Annotated in this window: 13 protein-coding genes; 11 read left to right on the forward strand and 2 right to left on the reverse strand. The window is 69.9% G+C overall.

Annotated features, from left to right (window positions below; all coding sequences use genetic code 11):
* Positions 1 to 131: 131 nt before the first annotated feature.
* Entirely contained in the window at positions 132 to 2,390 is a 2,259-nt protein-coding gene (locus tag BBK82_RS30990) for an ATP-binding protein (RefSeq protein ID WP_083268266.1), read from the forward strand.
* Between the two features lie 118 nt (positions 2,391 to 2,508).
* Here the strand turns inward: BBK82_RS30990 and BBK82_RS30995 are convergent, their stop codons facing one another.
* Positions 2,509 to 3,537 (reverse strand): LacI family DNA-binding transcriptional regulator, encoded by a 1,029-nt coding sequence (locus tag BBK82_RS30995; RefSeq protein WP_218920382.1) that lies wholly within the window; start codon positions 3,535 to 3,537, stop codon positions 2,509 to 2,511.
* A 229-nt stretch (positions 3,538 to 3,766) separates the two neighbouring features.
* Here BBK82_RS30995 and BBK82_RS31000 point away from each other — a divergent pair, with 229 nt between their 5' ends.
* From BBK82_RS31000 to BBK82_RS31025, 6 genes are all read left to right on the forward strand, one after another.
* Positions 3,767 to 4,819 carry a sugar ABC transporter substrate-binding protein gene (locus BBK82_RS31000; RefSeq protein WP_065918155.1) on the forward strand — a complete coding sequence of 351 codons (1,053 nt, stop codon included), beginning with the start codon at positions 3,767 to 3,769 and terminating at the stop codon, positions 4,817 to 4,819.
* 2 nt (positions 4,820 to 4,821) lie between these two features.
* The gene (locus BBK82_RS31005) at positions 4,822 to 5,856 is read left to right on the forward strand and encodes an ABC transporter permease (RefSeq protein ID WP_065918156.1); all 1,035 of its coding nucleotides are present in this window, start codon (positions 4,822 to 4,824) and stop codon (positions 5,854 to 5,856) included.
* On the forward strand, positions 5,853 to 6,635 hold the full coding sequence (locus tag BBK82_RS31010; protein WP_065918157.1) for an ATP-binding cassette domain-containing protein: 783 nt from the start codon (positions 5,853 to 5,855) through the stop codon (positions 6,633 to 6,635). Before BBK82_RS31005 ends, BBK82_RS31010 begins: the two co-directional genes overlap by 4 nt.
* Positions 6,632 to 9,121, forward strand: a complete 2,490-nt coding sequence (locus BBK82_RS31015; RefSeq protein WP_065918158.1) for a glycoside hydrolase family 32 protein — start codon at positions 6,632 to 6,634, stop codon at positions 9,119 to 9,121. Before BBK82_RS31010 ends, BBK82_RS31015 begins: the two co-directional genes overlap by 4 nt.
* Positions 9,122 to 9,176: 55 nt before the next feature.
* Positions 9,177 to 10,121 (forward strand): carbohydrate kinase family protein, encoded by a 945-nt coding sequence (locus BBK82_RS31020; protein ID WP_065918159.1) that lies wholly within the window; start codon positions 9,177 to 9,179, stop codon positions 10,119 to 10,121.
* Between the two features lie 110 nt (positions 10,122 to 10,231).
* Positions 10,232 to 12,061, forward strand: coding sequence for a ricin-type beta-trefoil lectin domain protein (locus tag BBK82_RS31025; RefSeq protein ID WP_218920383.1), 1,830 nt, complete (start codon positions 10,232 to 10,234; stop codon positions 12,059 to 12,061).
* Positions 12,062 to 12,100: 39 nt separating this feature from the next.
* Here the strand turns inward: BBK82_RS31025 and BBK82_RS31030 are convergent, their stop codons facing one another.
* Positions 12,101 to 12,676: a TetR/AcrR family transcriptional regulator gene (locus tag BBK82_RS31030; protein WP_065918161.1), complete on the reverse strand. Its 576-nt coding sequence runs from the start codon at positions 12,674 to 12,676 to the stop codon at positions 12,101 to 12,103.
* 57 nt (positions 12,677 to 12,733) lie between these two features.
* On the opposite strand from BBK82_RS31030, the gene BBK82_RS31035 reads away from it, so the two are divergent.
* The 4 genes from BBK82_RS31035 (at position 12,734) to BBK82_RS31050 (ending at position 17,773) form a co-directional block, all read left to right on the forward strand.
* Entirely contained in the window at positions 12,734 to 13,147 is a 414-nt protein-coding gene (locus tag BBK82_RS31035) for a DUF3995 domain-containing protein (RefSeq protein WP_065918162.1), read from the forward strand.
* A gap of 149 nt (positions 13,148 to 13,296) precedes the next feature.
* Positions 13,297 to 15,444 (forward strand): DEAD/DEAH box helicase, encoded by a 2,148-nt coding sequence (locus BBK82_RS31040; protein ID WP_065918163.1) that lies wholly within the window; start codon positions 13,297 to 13,299, stop codon positions 15,442 to 15,444.
* A 34-nt stretch (positions 15,445 to 15,478) separates the two neighbouring features.
* On the forward strand, positions 15,479 to 15,676 hold the full coding sequence (locus BBK82_RS31045; protein ID WP_065918164.1) for a hypothetical protein: 198 nt from the start codon (positions 15,479 to 15,481) through the stop codon (positions 15,674 to 15,676).
* A gap of 111 nt (positions 15,677 to 15,787) precedes the next feature.
* Entirely contained in the window at positions 15,788 to 17,773 is a 1,986-nt protein-coding gene (locus tag BBK82_RS31050; RefSeq protein ID WP_065918165.1) for an APC family permease, read from the forward strand.
* Positions 17,774 to 17,827: the final 54 nt, after the last annotated feature.

Raw genomic sequence — 17,827 nt, forward strand, 5'->3', positions numbered from 1 at the left:
CCCGAGCGTGATCTCGTTGCTCGCGGCCCGGTGTCCTGCTCGGCACCCTTCACGTCGTCCACGGCGACGCAGCAGACGTGCGGGTGCGGCCGGCGTGCGCGATAGAGTCCTTTGCGGGGAGGGAAACTGACGTGACGAGCGGGTTCGGGGCGCTGCTGCGGCAGGTGCGACTGCGCGCGGGGATGACGCAGGAGCAGTTGGAAGAACGTTCCGGGGTGTCCGTGCGCACGATCCGGAGGTTCGAGACCCGTGAGCCCTTCACCGGCAGCATGACCGCGGTGCGGCAGCTCGCCGACGCGTTGCGGCTGTCGACGGAGGAACGGGACACCCTGCTCGCCGCCGCGGCCGGCGCGTCCGTCGTCGAGGACGCGGCCACGCCCGTGCCTCGGCAGCTACCGGCTCCGCCGGGGGAGTTCGTGGGACGGCACGGAGAGCTGGCCGCGCTGGACAAGGCGGTGGGCGCCGCGACGGCGGTGGTGGCCGCCAGCGGAGGCGGCGGGATCGGCAAGACGTGGACGGTCCTGCACTGGGCCCACCGGAACCTGGCCGAGTTCCCGGACGGCCAGTTGTTCGTGGACCTGCGCGGCTTCGACCCCGGTGGGACGCCGGTGCGCCCTGCCACGGCGGTGCGGGGGTTCCTGGACGCGCTGGGCGTCAAGCCGGCAGGTGTGCCGGCCGGTGAGGACGCGCAGACGGCGCTGTACCGGACCTTGGTGGCGGACAAGCGGATGCTCGTCGTCCTGGACAACGCCCGCGACGCCGCGCAGGTGGTTCCGCTGCTGCCCGGCGGTCGCGGTTGCACCGTGCTGGTGACGAGTCGCGATCGTCTCGCCGGTCTGGTCACCGCCCACGGCGCGGTGCCGCTGGCGCTGGGCCAGCTCGAGGAGCACGAGGCGTGGGACGTGCTGGCCGCGAGGCTGGGCCGTGACCGGCTGGCGGCCGAACCCGACGCCGTAGCCGACCTGCTGCGCTGTTGTGCCGGTCTGCCGCTGGCCCTGGCCGTGGTCGCGGCCCGCGCTGAGCTCCGCGCCGGTGTCCTGCTGAGCACGCTGGCCGCCGAGCTGCGCGACGTGCCCACCCGGCTGGAGGCACTGGACGCGGGCGATCCGGCCTCGAGCGTCCACGCGGCGTTGTCGTGGACGTACGGCGCACTCGACGCCGACCAGGCCGGGACGTTCGCGCTGCTCGGACTCGCCCCAGGAGCGGAGATCGGCCTCGCCGCCGCCGCGAGCCTCGTCGCGGCGGCAGAACCCGACGTGATCACGACCTTGCGGGCGCTGGAGCGGGTGTCCTTGGTCGAGCAGTGCGCCCCGCGCCGGTACCGCATGCACGACCTGGTGAGGCTCTTCGCCGCCGATCGAGCTCGCACCGGCTTCTCCGCCGAGCTCCGGGAGGCCGCGCTGCGGCGCCTGGCCGACCACTACCTGCACACCGCACACGCGGCCGACCGCCTGCTCGAACCTCACCGGCACGTCGTCGAGCTCACCCAGCCTGCACCGGGTGCGCATCCCCACTCGCCGGCGGACACCGCGGCCGCGATGACGTGGTTCGCTGACGAGCACACCAACGTGCTTGCGGCACAACGCATCGCCGCCGCACAGGGGCGGCGTCACGCCGTGTGGCAGTTCGCGTGGAGCCTGAACACGTTCCAGAGCAGGCGGGGACTCGCGCACGACCGGCTCGCGGTGTGGCGGGCGGCGCTGGGTGCCGCCGCGAGCCTGGCCGGCCCCAAACCTCTGATGCGCGTGCATCGGCTCCTCGGCTACGCCTGCGCCGCGCTGGGACACCACGAGGAGGCGATCAGCAACCTCCGCCAGTCCGTCGACCTCGCCGAACAAGAGGGCGACCTGGCCGAGCAGGGACGCGCCTACATGACGCTCGCGAGGGCGTGGGAGATGCGAGGCGACGCACGACGCGCCCGTGAGCACGCACTCCAAGCCCTGCACATCTTCCAGGCCCTGGAGCGGCCGGTGTGGCAGGCCGAAGCCTTGAACAGCGTCGGCTGGCTCGCTGCCTGCCTGGGTGAGCACGAGACGGCCCGCGACCACTGCCAGGCCGCGTTCGCCCTCTACCGCGAGCACCACGAGCGCGACGGTGAGGCGGACGCCTCGGACAGCCTCGGTTACATCGCCCACCAGACCGGCCACCACGACGAGGCTGTCGGGCACTACCAGCACGCCCTCGCCCTGTTCCACGACATCGGCCACACCCACACGGCCGTCGACACGCTGGAGAGGCTCGGCCACCCCTACGCCGCGCTCGGGCAGCGCGACCAGGCGTGGAACGTGTGGAGTGAAGCGCTGGCGATCTACCGGACCCAGCAGCGGACGACCGACGCCCAACGCGTGCAGGCCGCACTCGACCGCCTTGATGCCGACGCTGAGTCTTGACGGGTGAAGGACCGCCCTGCTCACTCCCCTGCACCTCCTGACCGCGGGCGGGGAACACCCGCGCGGTTCGGCGGGGGAGACCTCGGTCAACCTGCTGTTGAGCGACTGAGTGATGAAGTCACCGCAACGGGATCTCGCCAGAACCGCGGCGGACGAGCGTGGCGGGCACGACGGCGTGCGTCGGCGCGGACCTGTCCCCCCGGATGCGGTCGAACACCAGCTCCGCCGCCTTGCGCCCGAGAGCGGGAACGTCCTGGCGCAGCACGGTGACGCCGGGTTCGAGCATGTCGGCCAGCGGGAAGTCGTCGAACCCGATCAGCGCCACCTGCCGCTGCAGTCGGCGTGCACGCAACGCTCGCATCGCACCCACCGTCACCAGGTTCTGGGCGGTGAACAGCGCGGTCGGGGGCTCGTCGAGGTCGAACAGGGTGGCGGCGGCGGTCTCGGCGGCGTCGGTGCCGTGCAGGTCGGTGCGGACGAGCTCCTCCCGCAGGGTCAGACCGGCGTGCGCGAGTCCCTCGACATAACCGGCGTACCGCTCCTGGCTGGTCCACAACGTCTTGCGGTCACCGAGGAAGGAGATGCGCCGGTGTCCCAAGTCCGCCAGGTGGAGCACGGCTTCCCTGGAACTGTCCCGGTTCGTCGTCGTGACGCTGTCGGTGCCACCGAACAGGGGCGGGCGGTCCACCAGAACCATGGGCGTACCGCGCTCGCGTTCCTGCTGCAGCGCGTCCTGGTGACCGCCGGCGGCCATCACGACCATGCCGTCGACGCGGCGGGTGGCCAGCGAGGTGACCAGCTCCCGTTGCAGATCCGGGTCGTCCTCGCTGCTGCCGGCCAGCACGAGCACGTCGTTCTGCCGCGCACGGTCCTCGATCGCACGGAGGAGGGCGGAGTCGAAGGGGTTGGACAGGTCCTCCAGCAGCACGCCGATGGTCGCGCTGCGCCGGTCGGACCGGCGCAGGCTGCTGGCGGTCAGGTTCGGCCGGTAGCCGAGGCTTTGCGCGGCGGCGCGCACCCGTTCGACGACCTCGGGACCGGCACCCGGCAGGTCGTTGATCACCCGCGACACGGTCTTGGTGCTGACCTTCGCGAGTGCGGCGACATCACGCATCGTCGGCTCGCGCCGCGCCCCCTGTGGCTCCATCGTCCAGTTCTCCATCCCGAGTAACGCTTGCGTAACGGCGGCTTGTCGTGACCTGAACCACGCAGCTAGCGTCAACGATGACGTAACTGGAAGCCGCCCTGTTCCCGCGCGATCCTATCCGGATCTCAAGTTGTCGGCTTTCTCTAGTGGTGTGTGCGTAACAAGCAATCGGAACGGAACGCCTTCGTCTCCAGCTGCGCGTTACGTCAACGTTGACGTAGGAGGACAGATGAACGGACGGGCGCGCAGAGGCGTCAGGCTGACGGCCCTGGTGTCGGGATCGGTGCTGGCGCTGGTCACCGCATGCGGCGACGGCGGTGGTGCGAGCAGCGGTGGCACGCTCGTCGGGTTGGTGACCAAGACCGACACGAACCCGTTCTTCGTGAAGATGAAGGAAGGCGCGCAGAAGGCCGCGGGCGCCACCGGTGCGACGGTGCAGTCGTTCGCGGGCAAGCAGGACGGCGACAACCAGTCCCAGGTCGACGCGGTCGAGAACCTGATCGGCGCCGGTGCCAAGGGCATCCTGCTCACGCCGAACGACTCGAAGGCGATCGTGCCGTCGGTCGACAAGGCCCGTCAGGCTGGTCTGCTGGTCATCGCCCTGGACACGCAGCTGGAGCCGGCGAACGCGGCCGACGCCACCTTCGCCACCGACAACTTCCAGGCGGGACTGCTCATCGGGCAGTGGGCCAAGGCGAAGTTCGCGGCGGAGAACAAGCAGGCCAAGATCGCGCTGCTGGACCTCAACCCGAACCAGGTCTCCGTGGACGTCCAGCGCGACCAGGGTTTCCTGCAGGGTTTCGGCGTGGACGTGAAGGACAAGAACAAGATCGGTGACGAGAGCGACCCGCGCATCGTGGGCCACGACGTCACCGACGGCGCTCCCGAGGGCGGCCGGACCGCCATGGAGAACCTGCTGCAGAAGGACCCCGGCGTCAACCTCGTCTACACGATCAACGAGCCCGCGGCGGCCGGTGCGTACGAGGCGTTGAAGGCGGCGGGCAAGGAGAAGGACGTCGTGATCGTCTCGGTCGACGGCGGCTGCCCCGGCGTGAACAACGTCAAGGCGGGCATCATCGGCGCGACCTCGCAGCAGTACCCGTTGAAGATGGCGCAGCTGGGCGTCGAGGCGATCGCCAAGTTCGCGAAGGACGGCACCAAGCCGCAGAACACGGCCGGGAAGGACTTCGTGGACACCGGCGTCACCCTGGTCACCGACCAGCCCGCTGCCGGCGTGGAGTCGAAGGACGCCGCCTGGGGCCTTGAGAACTGCTGGGGCTGAGCATGTCGACAACGTTGTCCAAGAGCCACTCGCCGAGCGGCAACCCGCTCGGCGAGGCCAAGCGCTCACCGCTGGTCCGGTTGCAGCACCTGCTGCACGCCCAGGCGACCATCGGGCCGGCCGTGGTGCTGCTGGTGTCGGTCGTGGTGTTCGCCCTGCTGTCCGAACGGTTCCTCACGCCGGGCAACATCTCCCTGATCCTGCAACAGGTCGCGGTCGTGGGCACGCTCGCGGTCGGCCAGACCATCGTCATCCTCACCGCGGGCATCGACCTGTCCTGCGGCGCGATCATGGTGCTCACCTCGATCGTGATGGCCAAGGTCGCCGCCGACACCGGTCTGCCCGGCCTTCCCGCGCTGTTGCTGGGTTTCCTGGTCGGCACGCTGTGCGGGTTGCTCAACGGCCTGCTGGTCACGCGGCTCAAGCTGCCGCCGTTCATCGTCACCCTGGGCACGCTCAACGTGTTCTTCGCGCTGAACCTCTGGTACTCCGCCAGCGCGACGATCCGCGGCACCGACATGCCGTCGCTGCTGCTGTGGACCGGCCAGACGATCAACCTCGGCGGCACCCGCATCACCTACGGCTCGATCATGATGGTCGTGCTCGTCGCGGCCATGGCGTTCGCGCTGAAGAACACCGCCTGGGGCCGGCACGTCTACGCGACCGGTGACGACGCGGAGGCGTCCCGGCTGTCCGGCATCCGCACCGGCCGGGTGCTGCTCAGCGTGTACGCGACGGCGGGCGCGGTGTACGCGTTCAGCGCGTGGGTCCTCATCGGACGGATCGCGTCGGCCAGCCCGCAGGCCGGGCAGCTGGACAACCTCGACTCGATCACCGCCGTGGTGATCGGCGGAACGTCGCTGTTCGGCGGGCGGGGCGCGATCGTCGGCTCGCTGATCGGGGCGTTGATCGTCGGTGTGTTCCGCAACGGTCTCGCGCTGGCCGGCGTGGACGTGCTGTGGCAGACCATGGCCGTCGGTGTGCTCATCATCGTCGCGGTCTCGCTGGACCAGTGGATCAGGAAGGTGAAGGCATGACCACGCCAGTGCTGCAGGCCCGCGGTCTGGTCAAGCGCTACGGGAAGGTCACCGCGCTGGCCGGTGCGGACCTCGAGCTCCTGCCCGGCGAGATCCTCGCCGTCATCGGCGACAACGGTGCCGGCAAGTCGTCGCTGATCAAGGCGCTGTCCGGGGCGGTCGTGCCGGACGAGGGCGAGATCCTGGTGGACGGCAGGCCGGTGTCGTTCGGCTCACCGATCGACGCGCGGAAGGCCGGGATCGAGACGGTGCACCAGTCGCTGGCGGTCTCGCCGTCGCTCGACATCGCGGCGAACCTGTTCCTGGGTCGCGAACGGCGCCGGCCCGGTGTGCTCGGCTCGGTGTTCCGGATGCTCGACCGCAACGGCATGCGCGAGGAGGCTCGCCGGCAGCTCGACAGCTTGGGCATCATGACCATCCAGAACCCAGGCCAGGCCGTGGAGACGCTGTCCGGTGGTCAGCGGCAGGCCGTCGCCGTGGCCAGGGCCGCCGCGTTCGGCAGCCGCGTGGTCATCATGGACGAACCCACCGCCGCCCTGGGCGTTCGCGAGTCCCGCGCGGTGCTCGACCTCGTCCTGCAGGTCCGCGACCGCGGCCTGCCGGTCATCCTGATCAGCCACAACATGCCGCACGTCTTCGAGGTCGCCGACCGCATCCACATCCAGCGCCTCGGCAGGCGCAAGGCCGTCGTCGACCCGAGGTCCATCTCGATGTCCGACGCGGTGGCGATCATGACCGGCGCGATGGAGCCGCCCGACGCCCCGGGGGAGGTGTCATGAGACGTCGCCTCGTCAGCCTGCTGACCGCCGCCGTCCTGATCGGGGCGGTGCCGGTCGCCCAGGCCGAGCCGTCATTCACCGAGCCCCACCGGCCGCAGTTCCACTACACGCCCGCGAAGAACTGGATGAACGACCCCAACGGGCTCGTCTACCACAAGGGCGAGTACCACCTCTTCTACCAGTACAACCCGGAGGGCAACACCTGGGGCAACATGTCCTGGGGCCATGCGGTCAGCACTGACCTCGTGCACTGGCGCGAACTCCCGCTCGCCTTGCCGCACGACGACAACGAGATGGTGTTCTCCGGCAGCGCCGTTGTCGACCACGGCAACACGACCGGCTTCGGCACGCCGCGGAACCCGGCCATGGTCGCGATCTACACCACCCACGCGAAGGCGAACGGGCGGCAGGCGCAGTCGTTGGCCTACAGCACCGACAACGGCCGGACGTGGACGAAGTACGCGGGCAACCCGGTGCTCGACATCGGCTCGACCGAGTTCCGCGACCCCAAGGTCCAGTGGCAGGCCGGGCGCTGGTTGATGACGGTCGCACTGTCCACAGAGCACAAAGTCCGCTTCTACTCCTCACCCGACCTCAAGAACTGGACGCACCTCAGCGATTTCGGCCCGCAGAACGCGGTCGGTGGCGTGTGGGAGTGCCCGGACCTGTTCCCGCTGCGCGTCGACGGCGATCCTCGCAGGACGAAGTGGGTTCTCGTCGTCAGCCTCAACCCCGGTGGCATCGCGGGTGGGTCGGCGACGCAGTACTTCGTCGGCGACTTCGACGGCACCCGCTTCACCCCGGACGACGACGGCAGCTACACCCCGCCCAAGGGCTTGGTGGTCCAGGACTTCGAGTCGTCCTACGGGAACTGGACCACCACCGGCAACGCCTTCGGCACCGCACCGGCCACCGGCGCACTGCCGGGACAGCTGCCCGTCAGCGGTGTGGAGGGAACCGGGTACGCCAACAGCTTCCACGGCGGCGACGGCTCGACCGGCACCCTGACGTCACCGCCGTTCACGGTGGACAAGGCCTACCTCAACTTCAAGATCGGTGGCGGCAGGCACCTCCGCGACCCGAACGCATCGACGGACGACGCGCCCCCGTCCGGTCAGGTCCTCGCAGACTTCGAAGGCGGGTCCTACGGAACGTGGACCGCCACCGGTGAGGCCTTCGGCGCCGCCCCGGCGACCGGCACGCTGCCGGGCCAGCTGCCGGTGTCGGGGTGGCAGGGGAGCGGTCTGGTCAACACCTTCCTCAACGGCGACGCCACGACCGGCACGCTCACCTCGCCCGAGTTCACCCTTTCCGCGCCCTACCTGAACTTCCTCGTCGGCGGCGGCAACCACCCGGACAGCACCGCCGTGCGGCTGGTCGTGGACGGGCAGGTCGTGCGCACCGCCACCGGCAGAAACTCCGAAGCGCTGGACTGGGCGTCGTGGGACGTGCGCGATCTCGCCGGGAAGAAAGCTCGCCTGGAGGTGGTGGACGACAACACCGGCGGCTGGGGGCACGTCCTCCTCGACCACGTGGTCCTGGCCCAGGCGCCCGCCAAGCCGCGTTCCACCGAGACGACGGTCAACCTCCTGGTCGACGGGAAGGTGGTGCGCAGTGCCACCGGGTCGGACAGCGAGACGCTCGACTGGGCGTCGTTCGACCTGCGGGAGCACCGCGGCGAGCAAGCGCGGATCTCGCTCGTGGACAGGAACACGGGCAGCTGGGGCCACGTCCTCGCCGACCGGTTCACCCTCGCCGACGCGCCCGCCAGGTCCACGGTGGAACGAGCGGACTGGGTGGACTTCGGCAAGGACTTCTACGCCGCGGTGTCCTGGGAGAACGCTCCTGACGGCAAGCGGTACGCCATCGGCTGGATGAACAACTGGCAGTACGCCGGGAACACCCCGACCTCGCCGTGGCGCAGCGCGCAGAGCGTGGTCAGGCAGCTGGGACTGCGCACCACCGGCGGTGAGGTCGAGCTCGTCCAGGAACCGGTGCGTGCTCTCGACCGCCTCCACCAGGGCCCACCGGTCTTCGTGCACGGCAGCACCGTCCGGGAGGGCTCGCGCTCACTGGGCAAGCGCGCGGAAGGACAGGCCCTCGACATCGAGGCGACGTTCTCCGTGCGCGACGCCGACCGCTTCGGCCTGAAGGTGCACAGCGGCCCCGGGCAGGAGACGGTGATCGGCTACGACGCCACCCGCCGCGAGCTGTACGTGGACCGCACGAGGTCCGGACACGTCGACTTCAGCCCTGACTTCCCGGCCGTGCAACGCGCGCCGCTCACCGCCGTGAACGGGAAGGTGACGGTCCGCGTGCTGGTGGACCGCTCCTCGGTGGAGGTCTTCGGCGGCAAGGGCCGAGCGGTGATCACCAGCCTGGTCTTCCCCGATGCGGCCGGTGACGAGGTGGAGGTCTTCTCCGAGGGCGGCAGCGCCCGGATCGACCGCCTCACCCTGTGGCACATGGGTTCCTCCCGACGCTGACCACCCGCGGTGGCGGGGCCTGCTCCGCCACCGCCTCTCCCACGAGGAAAACCTCATGATCATCGTTGGTGGCGAGGCGCTCGTCGACCTCGTGCCCGACCGTGTCGGCGGCTACCGGCCCCTGCCGGGAGGAAGCCCGGCGAACACCGCCGCCGGCATCGGCCGGCTCGGCACGCAGACCGCACTGCTGGCGCGCCTGGCCGACGACCGCCTGGGAGCGCTCCTCCGCACCCACCTGGAGATGTCCAACGTCGACCTCGGCCACTGCGCCCGGTCGGCCGCGCCGACCACGCTGGCCGTGGTGGACGTCGGCCTGGACGGGGCGGCCGACTACTCGTTCTACATCGACGGGTGCGCCGACGGCGGCTGGCAGGTGACGGACCTGCCCGCTGTTCTCCCGCCGGACGCGGCACTGCACGTGGGCGGTTCGTTCGCCCTCGTCGTCGAACCGATGGCCGCGGCGTTCGAGACCCTGCTCTCCCGTGAGCACCCGCACCGCGTCATCACCCTCGACCCGAACATCCGCCCGATGCTCATCGGCGACGACGCCACCGTGCGCGCCCGGTTCCTGCGGTGGCTCGGCATGGCCGACGTCGTCAAGGTCAGCACCGACGACCTGCGGTGGATCGCCCCCGGCCGCCCGCTTGCCGCAGTCGTGTCCGAATGGCACGAGCGGGGGCCCGCTCTCGTCATCGTCACCCGAGGGGCGGAAGGCGTGTACGCCTCCGGCCCGTCCGGCGTCGTCGAGCTGCCCGGCCTCACCGTCGACATCACCGACACCGTCGGCGCGGGAGACGCGTTCATGGCCGGTTTCCTGGCCGCGCTGGACCGCAACGACCTGCTCACCCGGACCAACCTGCACACCCTGACCCGCACCGAGCTCGTCGACACCCTCGCCTACGCCCAGCGCGTCGCGGCCATCACCTGCACCCGCGCCGGTGCCGACTCCCCGTGGTTCGACGAGCTCCTCACCACCGAGGTCCGCTCCGAAATCTGCTGAACGCAAGCCAAGCCCCCTTCCCACAGATGTGAAGAGAGGCCAGCATGCCCATTTCCACGCGCTCGCTCCGTCGTCGCGTCACGGCCTTGATCGCCACGGCGGTCTTGGCCATGACGGCGGTGATAGCCGCCCCGTCGGCACAAGCGGCGCCCTATCCGGAGTACCCCTACGACGCGACCGACTACAACGAGCCCTTCCGCGGCCAGTTCCACTTCAGCTCGCAGGGCGGCTGGATGAACGACGTGAACGCGCCGCTGTACCACAACGGCGTCTACCACCTGTTCTACCAGCACAACCCGCACAGCCTGGCGTGGGACACGATGCACTGGGGCCACGCGACCAGCACGGACCTCGTGCACTGGACCCAGAAACCGATCGCCCTGGAACCAGGCACGCACAACGCCACGCTCTTCTCCGGCGGCGGCTGGGTGGACACCGGCAACGTCACCGGCCTCAAGTCCGGCACCGACGCCCCGATCCTGTTGTTCACCAACACCAACGGCGTCTCCATCGCCTACAGCACCGACGGCGCCAAGACGTTCCGCATGTACAACGGCGGCGCCAAGGTGATCTCCACGCCGTACGAGTCGCGTGACCCCAAGGTGTTCTGGGACGCGGCCCGCAACCGCTGGGGCATGGTCTTCTGGGGCAACGAGGGCGGCAACACCGCGAAGTTCTACAGCTCGACCGACCTGCTCAGCTGGACCTACCGCGGCGAGTTCCGCGCCGACTGGCTGTTCGAGTGCCCCGACCTCTACCAGCTCCCGGTCGACGGCAACACCGCGAACCCGAAGTGGGTGCTGCAGGACGCCGGCGGCGAGTACGTCATCGGCACCCTGAGCAGCGCCGGTGTCTTCGTGCCGGACGCCGGATGGTCCCGGCCGCAACGCATGGACGCGGGCCGCACCAGCTTCGACGGCACCGCCTACGCCGGCCTCACCTTCACCAACACGCCCACCAACAGGGTCGTGCAGATGTTCTGGCAGCCCGGCAACAAGGGTTCGACGTGGACCGGCAACGCGTCCTTCCCCGCCGAGCTCGCGCTCAAGACCTTCCCCGGCGAGGGCATCCGCGTGACCCGCACCCCCGTCTCCGAGATCTCCACCCTCCGCCAGCCGGCGCAGACGTGGAGCAACCGGACGATCTCACCCGACATCGCCACCAACCCGTTCAACGGCATCAGCGCCGACACCTACGAGATCGAGGCGACCTATGACCTGACCGGGGCGACGGCGACGGACTTCGGCTTCGAACTGCACCGGCGCGCCGACGGCACCCGCGACGCGGCCATCGGCTACGACCGCGTCCGGCAGACCCTCGCCGACACCCCGATGCCACCGGTCGACAACCGGGTGAAGCTGCGCGTCCTGGTCGACCGCGGACAGCTGGAGACGTTCGGCAACGACGGCAAGGTCTCGGTGACCGACAACGTCAACTTCAACTCCTCCAGCGGCAGCCTCGGCATCCGCGCCTACGCCAACAACGGCACCGTCAGGACCGAGTCGTTGACGTTCCGCCGGTTGAGCAAGGCGTGGACGAACGCCCCCAGCGGTCCGGACCAGGGCGTCGGGATGATCAGGTGGAACGGCACCGGCAAGTGCGTCGACCGCGACGGCGCGGCCGCCATCGCCCAGATCTGGGACTGCCTGAACGGCGCGAACCAGCGGTGGACGTTCACCGCGGCCGGGAAGATCCGGGTCGGCGACGAGTGCCTCGACCAGCCGACCGAGGCGCCCGGCAACGGCGGGAAGGTCAAGACGTACCCGTGCTGGGGTGGTGACAACCAGCGGTGGATCCGCATCGGCGACGACCAGTACCAGAACGCCTGGTCGAAACGCTGCCTCGACCTCGCTGCCGGCGACATGACCAACGGCAGGCAGCTGCAGGTGTGGGACTGCGTCGGTGGCCCGAACCAGAGGTGGAGCATTCCCGCGAGCTGATGCCGACCGCAGGGAGGAAGTGCGTTCGGCCGCCGGCGCTCACCGTTCCGCGGCGGGCCCCGCCACGAGGTGGTCCACGAGGTGGGCGAGCGCGGCGGGGTCACCGGCGATCTCCGGGAGCGCCGTGGGTGTGGCGCGCTTGAGCTGCATCCAGCCGACGTAGGCCGAGTACGCCGATATCGCCCGATACCGGGCCTGCGCCGCCGAGTGCCCGAGTTCGGCGTACACCTCGGCGAGGAAGGCGACGCGGCGCTCGGTCACGCGTTGCAGCACCGGTGCGACCGCCGGATCGTCGGCGTGCGCCACGAGTGCGGGCTCCAGGCCGCTGGTCGGGTCTTCGACGATCGCGATGCGCAACAGCGTCCGCAGCCGCTGCGCGGGATCACCGATGGCCGTCACCTGCTCGATGACGGCGTCGGTGCCCTGCAGTTCCCACCACTCGAGCGCTTCGCGCAGCAAGGCGTTCCGGTCGGCGAAGTGCCAGTAGAAGCTGCCCCTGGTGACGCCGAGCCGGTGGGCGAGCGGCTCGACGGCCACGGCGCCGACTCCTCCTCCCGCCAGAGCGTCGAGCGCCGCGTGGAGCCAGTCCTGCTTGGAAAGTCGCTGCTTCGCCACCTTCCGTACAGTACTGTACGGACAACCGTACAGGGGTGTACGGAAGGGGAGGCTGTGATGACCGGACTGGCTGTGACCACCGCGGCGGTGCTGCTGCTCGTCGGTGTGCTGCACGTGGTGTGGATGTTCTCGCCGTGGCCGCTGCGCACGCGGGAGGAGTTCGCCCGCCGGGTGGTCGACGTCCCCGTCGACAAGTTGCCGACGCCGGGCATGACGTTCGCGGTGGCGGTGCTGCTCGGCGTGGCCGGTTACCTCGTCGTCGCCCAGGCAGCCCTGGTGGCCATACCGGGTCCGCGGTGGCTTCCGGCAGTGGGAACGGGCGCCGTGGCGGCCGTGCTGCTGCTGCGCGGTGCGGGCGGTCTGGTGCTGTCGTTCCGCCGGGACACCGAGTTCGCTCGGCTGGATCGCCGCTACTACTCGCCGTTGTGCCTGGCTCTCGCCGGAAGCTGCGCCGTCCTCGCGGTGCTGTAGCGCGAGCTCCGCCACGCGCCCGGTACCGGCGGATCCGCACGGGCGCGCTCCCGAGGCGGTGGCGAGCGGGTTCCTCGTCGGCTTGACCTTGATGCCGGGTTGACGAGATCCGGTTGGGTACCCTCGGTCCGCCTGACGGAAGGACACGGGTGGACGACGCGTCGAAGGTCGGTGTGCATGCTCGCGCGGTGCTGGCCGCCGCGAAGGCGTTCCGCGCCGAGGCGGAAGGGGTGCGCGCGGAGCCGGACCGGTTGCTCGCGCTCGCCGCCGCGCAGTACCAGGTGGTGCGGGACTCGCTGGTGGCGAACCAGCTCCGTGCCATGCCGGTGGACCGGCTGCGGGAGACGAAGGCGAACCTGCGGCTGAGCCAGGTGAAGGCCGCCGGGTACCTGACCGTCGCCGATGTCGCCGGGGCGCGCCCGGAACAGCTCGACGGTGTGCCCGGAGTCGGCAAGCAGTCCGCCGAGCAGATCGTCCGGGTCGCCCGTGCCGTTGTCGACGGCGTCGTGCGCGACACGGTGGTCCGGCTGAACCCCGACCGCGCTGACCGCGACCAGACCGCGCTGCTGCAGCTGATGTCCAAGCTGCGCAGGGCTAACCAGCTCGTCGGTCCGCTCCGCGAGCCGCTCGCCGACGTGCTGGACGGCGTCGACGCCGACGTGCGCGCCGCGTCCCGCACCTGGAGCCGGGTGCGGATGTTCTTCTCGTTGCGGAAGAACCGGCAGGCCGCCCTCGACTCGCTCGGCCGGCTCGAGACCCTGCTGGCCAGTCGCGACGTGGCCGCGTTGCGCGCGGTGGGCAAGCAGCTGCGCGTGCCGGACCTGGACCACCGCACCCTGTGGCGTGACTACGAGCTCGACGCGGCCGCCTACAACACGCTCCTCGCCGACCTCGGCGGCGCGGGCGCGGCCCCGGATCGCAATGCCGCCAAGGGTTTCGTCCCGGCCGACATCGAGCACGAGGTCGATGCGACCCCGCTGGACACCAGCCTGCTGAAGGTGTCGTTGCGCGGCTACCAGGTGTTCGGAGCCAAGTTCGCGCTCGCTCGCAAACGCGTGATCATCGGCGACGAGATGGGGCTGGGCAAGACGATCGAGGCCATCGCGGTGATGGCCAGTCTCGCCGCCGGCGGGCGGCGCGGGTTCCTCGTCGTCTGCCCGGCGAGCGTCGTCGTGAACTGGGTCAACGAGATCGCCAGGCACAGCGACCTCGTGCCGCACCGGATGCACGGCGCGGGCCGTGACGGCGCGGTCAGCGAGTGGCTGGCGCAGGGCGGCGTCGGCGTGACGACGTTCGGCACCCTGCCGAAACTGGTGCTGCCGAAGAAGTTCCGCCCGACGCTGGTCGTGGTCGACGAGGCGCACTACGTGAAGAACCCGGACACGCAACGCTCCCAAGCGGTCAACTCGATCGTGCAGCGCGCGGAGCGGGCGGTCCTCCTCACCGGCACGCCGATGGAGAACCGCGTCGAGGAGTTCCGCAACCTGGTCGCCTATCTCCAGCCGGGCGTCGCGGCCCGCACGGGCACCATCGACGCCGTCGTGGGAGCGAAGGCCTTCCGCCGCGTCGTCGCACCGGTGTACCTGCGGCGCAACCAGGAAGACGTGCTGGGGGAGCTGCCCGAGCTGCTGGAGGTGGAGGACTGGGTCGAGTTCGGCGAGCAGGACCGGTCCGCGTACCTCGACGCGGTGCGCGAGGGCAACCTGATGGCGATGCGCCGCGCCGCCTACGCACCGGGCACGCCCAGCGGCTCGGCGAAGCTGGAGCGGTTGCTGGAAATCATCCAGGAGTCGAGGGACAACGGCTGGAAGGTCGTGGTGTTCTCGTACTTCCACGACGTCTTGGACGCGGTTGCGGACCACGTCGAAGTCTTCGGACCCCTGACCGGCGCGACGTCAGCGCAGGGCAGGCAACAACTGGTGGACGCGTTCACGGCGTGTGAGGACCACGCGGTGCTGGTGGCCCAGATCGAGGCGGGCGGCGTGGGCCTCAACATCCAGGCCGCGTCCGTGGTCATCATCGCCGAGCCGCAGTGGAAGCCGAGCACGGAGGACCAGGCGATCGCCCGTTGTCACCGGATGGGCCAGGTCCGCAAGGTGCACGTGCACCGGTTGCTGGTCAAGGACAGCGTGGACGCGCGGGTGCAGGAGATCCGCGACCACAAGACCTTGCTGTTCGACCACTACGCGCGTGAGAGCGACACGAAGCACTCACACGCGAGCGCACTGGACTCAGCGATGTCGGTGGAACAGCGAGTTGTGCAGGCCGAGCAGCAACGCCTCGGTCTTCAGCATTAGGCCGCATGCGGGGCCTCACCGACCCAGATGACCGGTGACACTGAAGGCACCGATCTCGTCGGCGTCGTACGAGACGATGGTCGTGTCAGCGTCAGCCGCACTGCCCTCGGGGCTCGGAACGCGGCCGGCGCCGCAGCCCAGCACGTGCACGCGCCGCGAGCGGTCGCTCGACCTGACCGCCGGCAGCACTGAGGACGTGGACGGCGGAGAGCCGCCCGGCTCGACCCGCTGACCGATTTTTACGGGATCCTTACGCCTGCGGGCGTGTGTCTTTACACCGTCCGGACCTCACGGAAAGTTGACTCGCCCCCGTACGAACGACGATCACCAGCGGGGGACCGGCATGACCGACACATCGCAGTACGAGATACCTGCACGCGTGGACAGCCCGGTCCGGTCGGCTGCTCCCGCGACAGGTCTGGGGCGGTGGTTGCTGAAGCATCGCGTGCAGCCGGTGGTGGGCCCGGAGAGCAACGAGGCGCACGCCGAACCGCAGTCGTGGTGGAAGGTGATGTGCCTGACCGGCGTGGACTACTTCTCCACGCTGTCCTACCTGCCGGCCATCGCGGCGCTCGCCGCCGGGGCGGTGTCGCCGTTGGCAACGTTGCTGATCGTCGCCTTGACGCTGCTGGGAATGCTGCCGATGTACCGGCGCGTGGCGAAGGAGAGCCCGCACGGGCAGGGTTCGGTGGCCATGCTGGAGAACCTGTTGCCGTTCTGGCGCGGCAAGTTGTTCGTGTTAGTGCTGCTGGGGTTCGTGGCCACGTCCTGGATCATCACGATCACACTGTCCTCTGCGGACGCGACCGTGCACCTGCTGGAGAACCCGCTGGCGCCGGACTTCCTGCACGGTCACGAGGTCACGGTGACCGTGGTGTTGTTGCTGGTGCTGGGCGGGGTGTTCCTGCTCGGGTTCAGCGAGGCAGTCGGGGTCGCGATTCCGCTGGTGGCGGTGTTCCTGCTGTTGAACGCCGTTGTCGTGGTGGCGGGAGTGGCACAGGTGCTGGCCGAGCCGGTGGTGCTCGACCGGTGGGTGGAGGCGCTGACCTCCGGTGGTGGCGGGCTGACCGGTGTGGTCGGGCCGGCGCTCCTGGCATTTCCGTTGCTGGTGCTGGGGTTGTCCGGCTTCGAGACCGGCGTGAGCATGATGCCGTTGGTGGCAGCGAAGGGGAAGACCCCGCAGGAGCGGTTGCAGGACCGTGTGCGCAACACCCGCAAGCTGCTCACGGCCGCCGCGCTGATCATGTCGGTGTACTTGATCGCCACCAGCTTCGTCACCACGGTGCTGATTCCCGCGAAGGAGTTCCAGCCGGGCGGTGAGGCGAACGGCCGCGCGCTGGCGTACCTCGCCCACGAACTGCTCGGCGAAGGGGTCGGCACCGCCTACGACATCAGCAGCATCCTGATCCTGTGGTTCGCGGGCGCTTCCGCGATGGCGGGCCTGATCAACATCGTGCCGCGCTACCTGCCCTCCTACGGCATGGCACCGGAGTGGTCGCGCGCGGTGCGGCCGGTGGTGATCGTCTACACCGCGATCTGCATCCTGGTCACGATCGTCTTCAAGGCCGACGTGAACGCCCAGGCCGGTGCCTACGCGACCGGCATCCTGGCGATGATGGTGTCCGCCTCGGTCGCCGTGGCCATCTCCGCGGGCCGGCGCCGGCAGCGGCCCGCCGCGGTCGCGTTCACGGTGCTGACGCTCATCCTGATCTACGCCCTGGTCGAGAACGTGATCGAGAAACCCGACGGGATCACCATCTCGATCTTCTTCATCCTGGGGATCATCGCGATCTCGCTGGTCTCGCGCGTCACCCGCACCACCGAGCTGCGCGTGGAGCACATCGAGTTCGACGAGACCGCGCGCCGTTTCATCGCCGACACGCTCGCCTACGACGGTGCCGTGACACTGATCGCCAACCGGCGTCAGGCCGGCGACGCCGCCGAGTACGCGGAGAAGGAAGCCGAACAACGGGGGACCAACCCCGTGCCCGGGACGGCGGACGTGATCTTCCTGGAGATCGACGTGGTCGACCCGTCCGACTTCAGCGAGGTGCTGCAGGTGCGCGGGGTCGAGGTCGACGGGCACCGGATCCTGCGGGCCGGCAGCCCCGCCGCACCCAATGCCATCGCCGCGATCCTGCTCGCTCTGCGCGACTGCACCGGAGTGCGGCCGCACTGCCACTTCGCCTGGAGCGAGGGCAACCCGCTGGGGCACCTGTTCCGCTACCTGCTGCTCGGCCGCGGGGACACGGCCCCGGTGGTGCGGGAGATCATCCGGGCGAGCGAACCCGACCCGGAACGACGGCCCGGCATCCACGTCGGAGGCTGACGACAGGGACGCGCCCTCGGCGTCGTGCAAGCACTTTGCCTCACATGCCCGTGG

The sequence above is a fragment of the Lentzea guizhouensis genome (genome assembly GCF_001701025.1).
GTDB classification, from domain to species: Bacteria; Actinomycetota; Actinomycetes; order Mycobacteriales; family Pseudonocardiaceae; genus Lentzea; species Lentzea guizhouensis.

What these genes read in the sequence shown, in the direction of transcription:
- BBK82_RS30995 (WP_218920382.1), bottom strand. Translation starts at nt 3,537, where the DNA reads ATGGAGCCACAGGGGGCGCGGCGCGAGCCGACGATGCGTGATGTCGCC.
- BBK82_RS31000 (WP_065918155.1), top strand. Translation starts at nt 3,767, where the DNA reads ATGAACGGACGGGCGCGCAGAGGCGTCAGGCTGACGGCCCTGGTGTCG.
- BBK82_RS31005 (WP_065918156.1), top strand. Translation starts at nt 4,822, where the DNA reads ATGTCGACAACGTTGTCCAAGAGCCACTCGCCGAGCGGCAACCCGCTC.
- BBK82_RS31010 (WP_065918157.1), top strand. Translation starts at nt 5,853, where the DNA reads ATGACCACGCCAGTGCTGCAGGCCCGCGGTCTGGTCAAGCGCTACGGG.
- BBK82_RS31015 (WP_065918158.1), top strand. Translation starts at nt 6,632, where the DNA reads ATGAGACGTCGCCTCGTCAGCCTGCTGACCGCCGCCGTCCTGATCGGG.
- BBK82_RS31020 (WP_065918159.1), top strand. Translation starts at nt 9,177, where the DNA reads ATGATCATCGTTGGTGGCGAGGCGCTCGTCGACCTCGTGCCCGACCGT.
- BBK82_RS31025 (WP_218920383.1), top strand. Translation starts at nt 10,232, where the DNA reads ATGACGGCGGTGATAGCCGCCCCGTCGGCACAAGCGGCGCCCTATCCG.
- BBK82_RS31035 (WP_065918162.1), top strand. Translation starts at nt 12,734, where the DNA reads ATGACCGGACTGGCTGTGACCACCGCGGCGGTGCTGCTGCTCGTCGGT.
- BBK82_RS31050 (WP_065918165.1), top strand. Translation starts at nt 15,788, where the DNA reads ATGACCGACACATCGCAGTACGAGATACCTGCACGCGTGGACAGCCCG.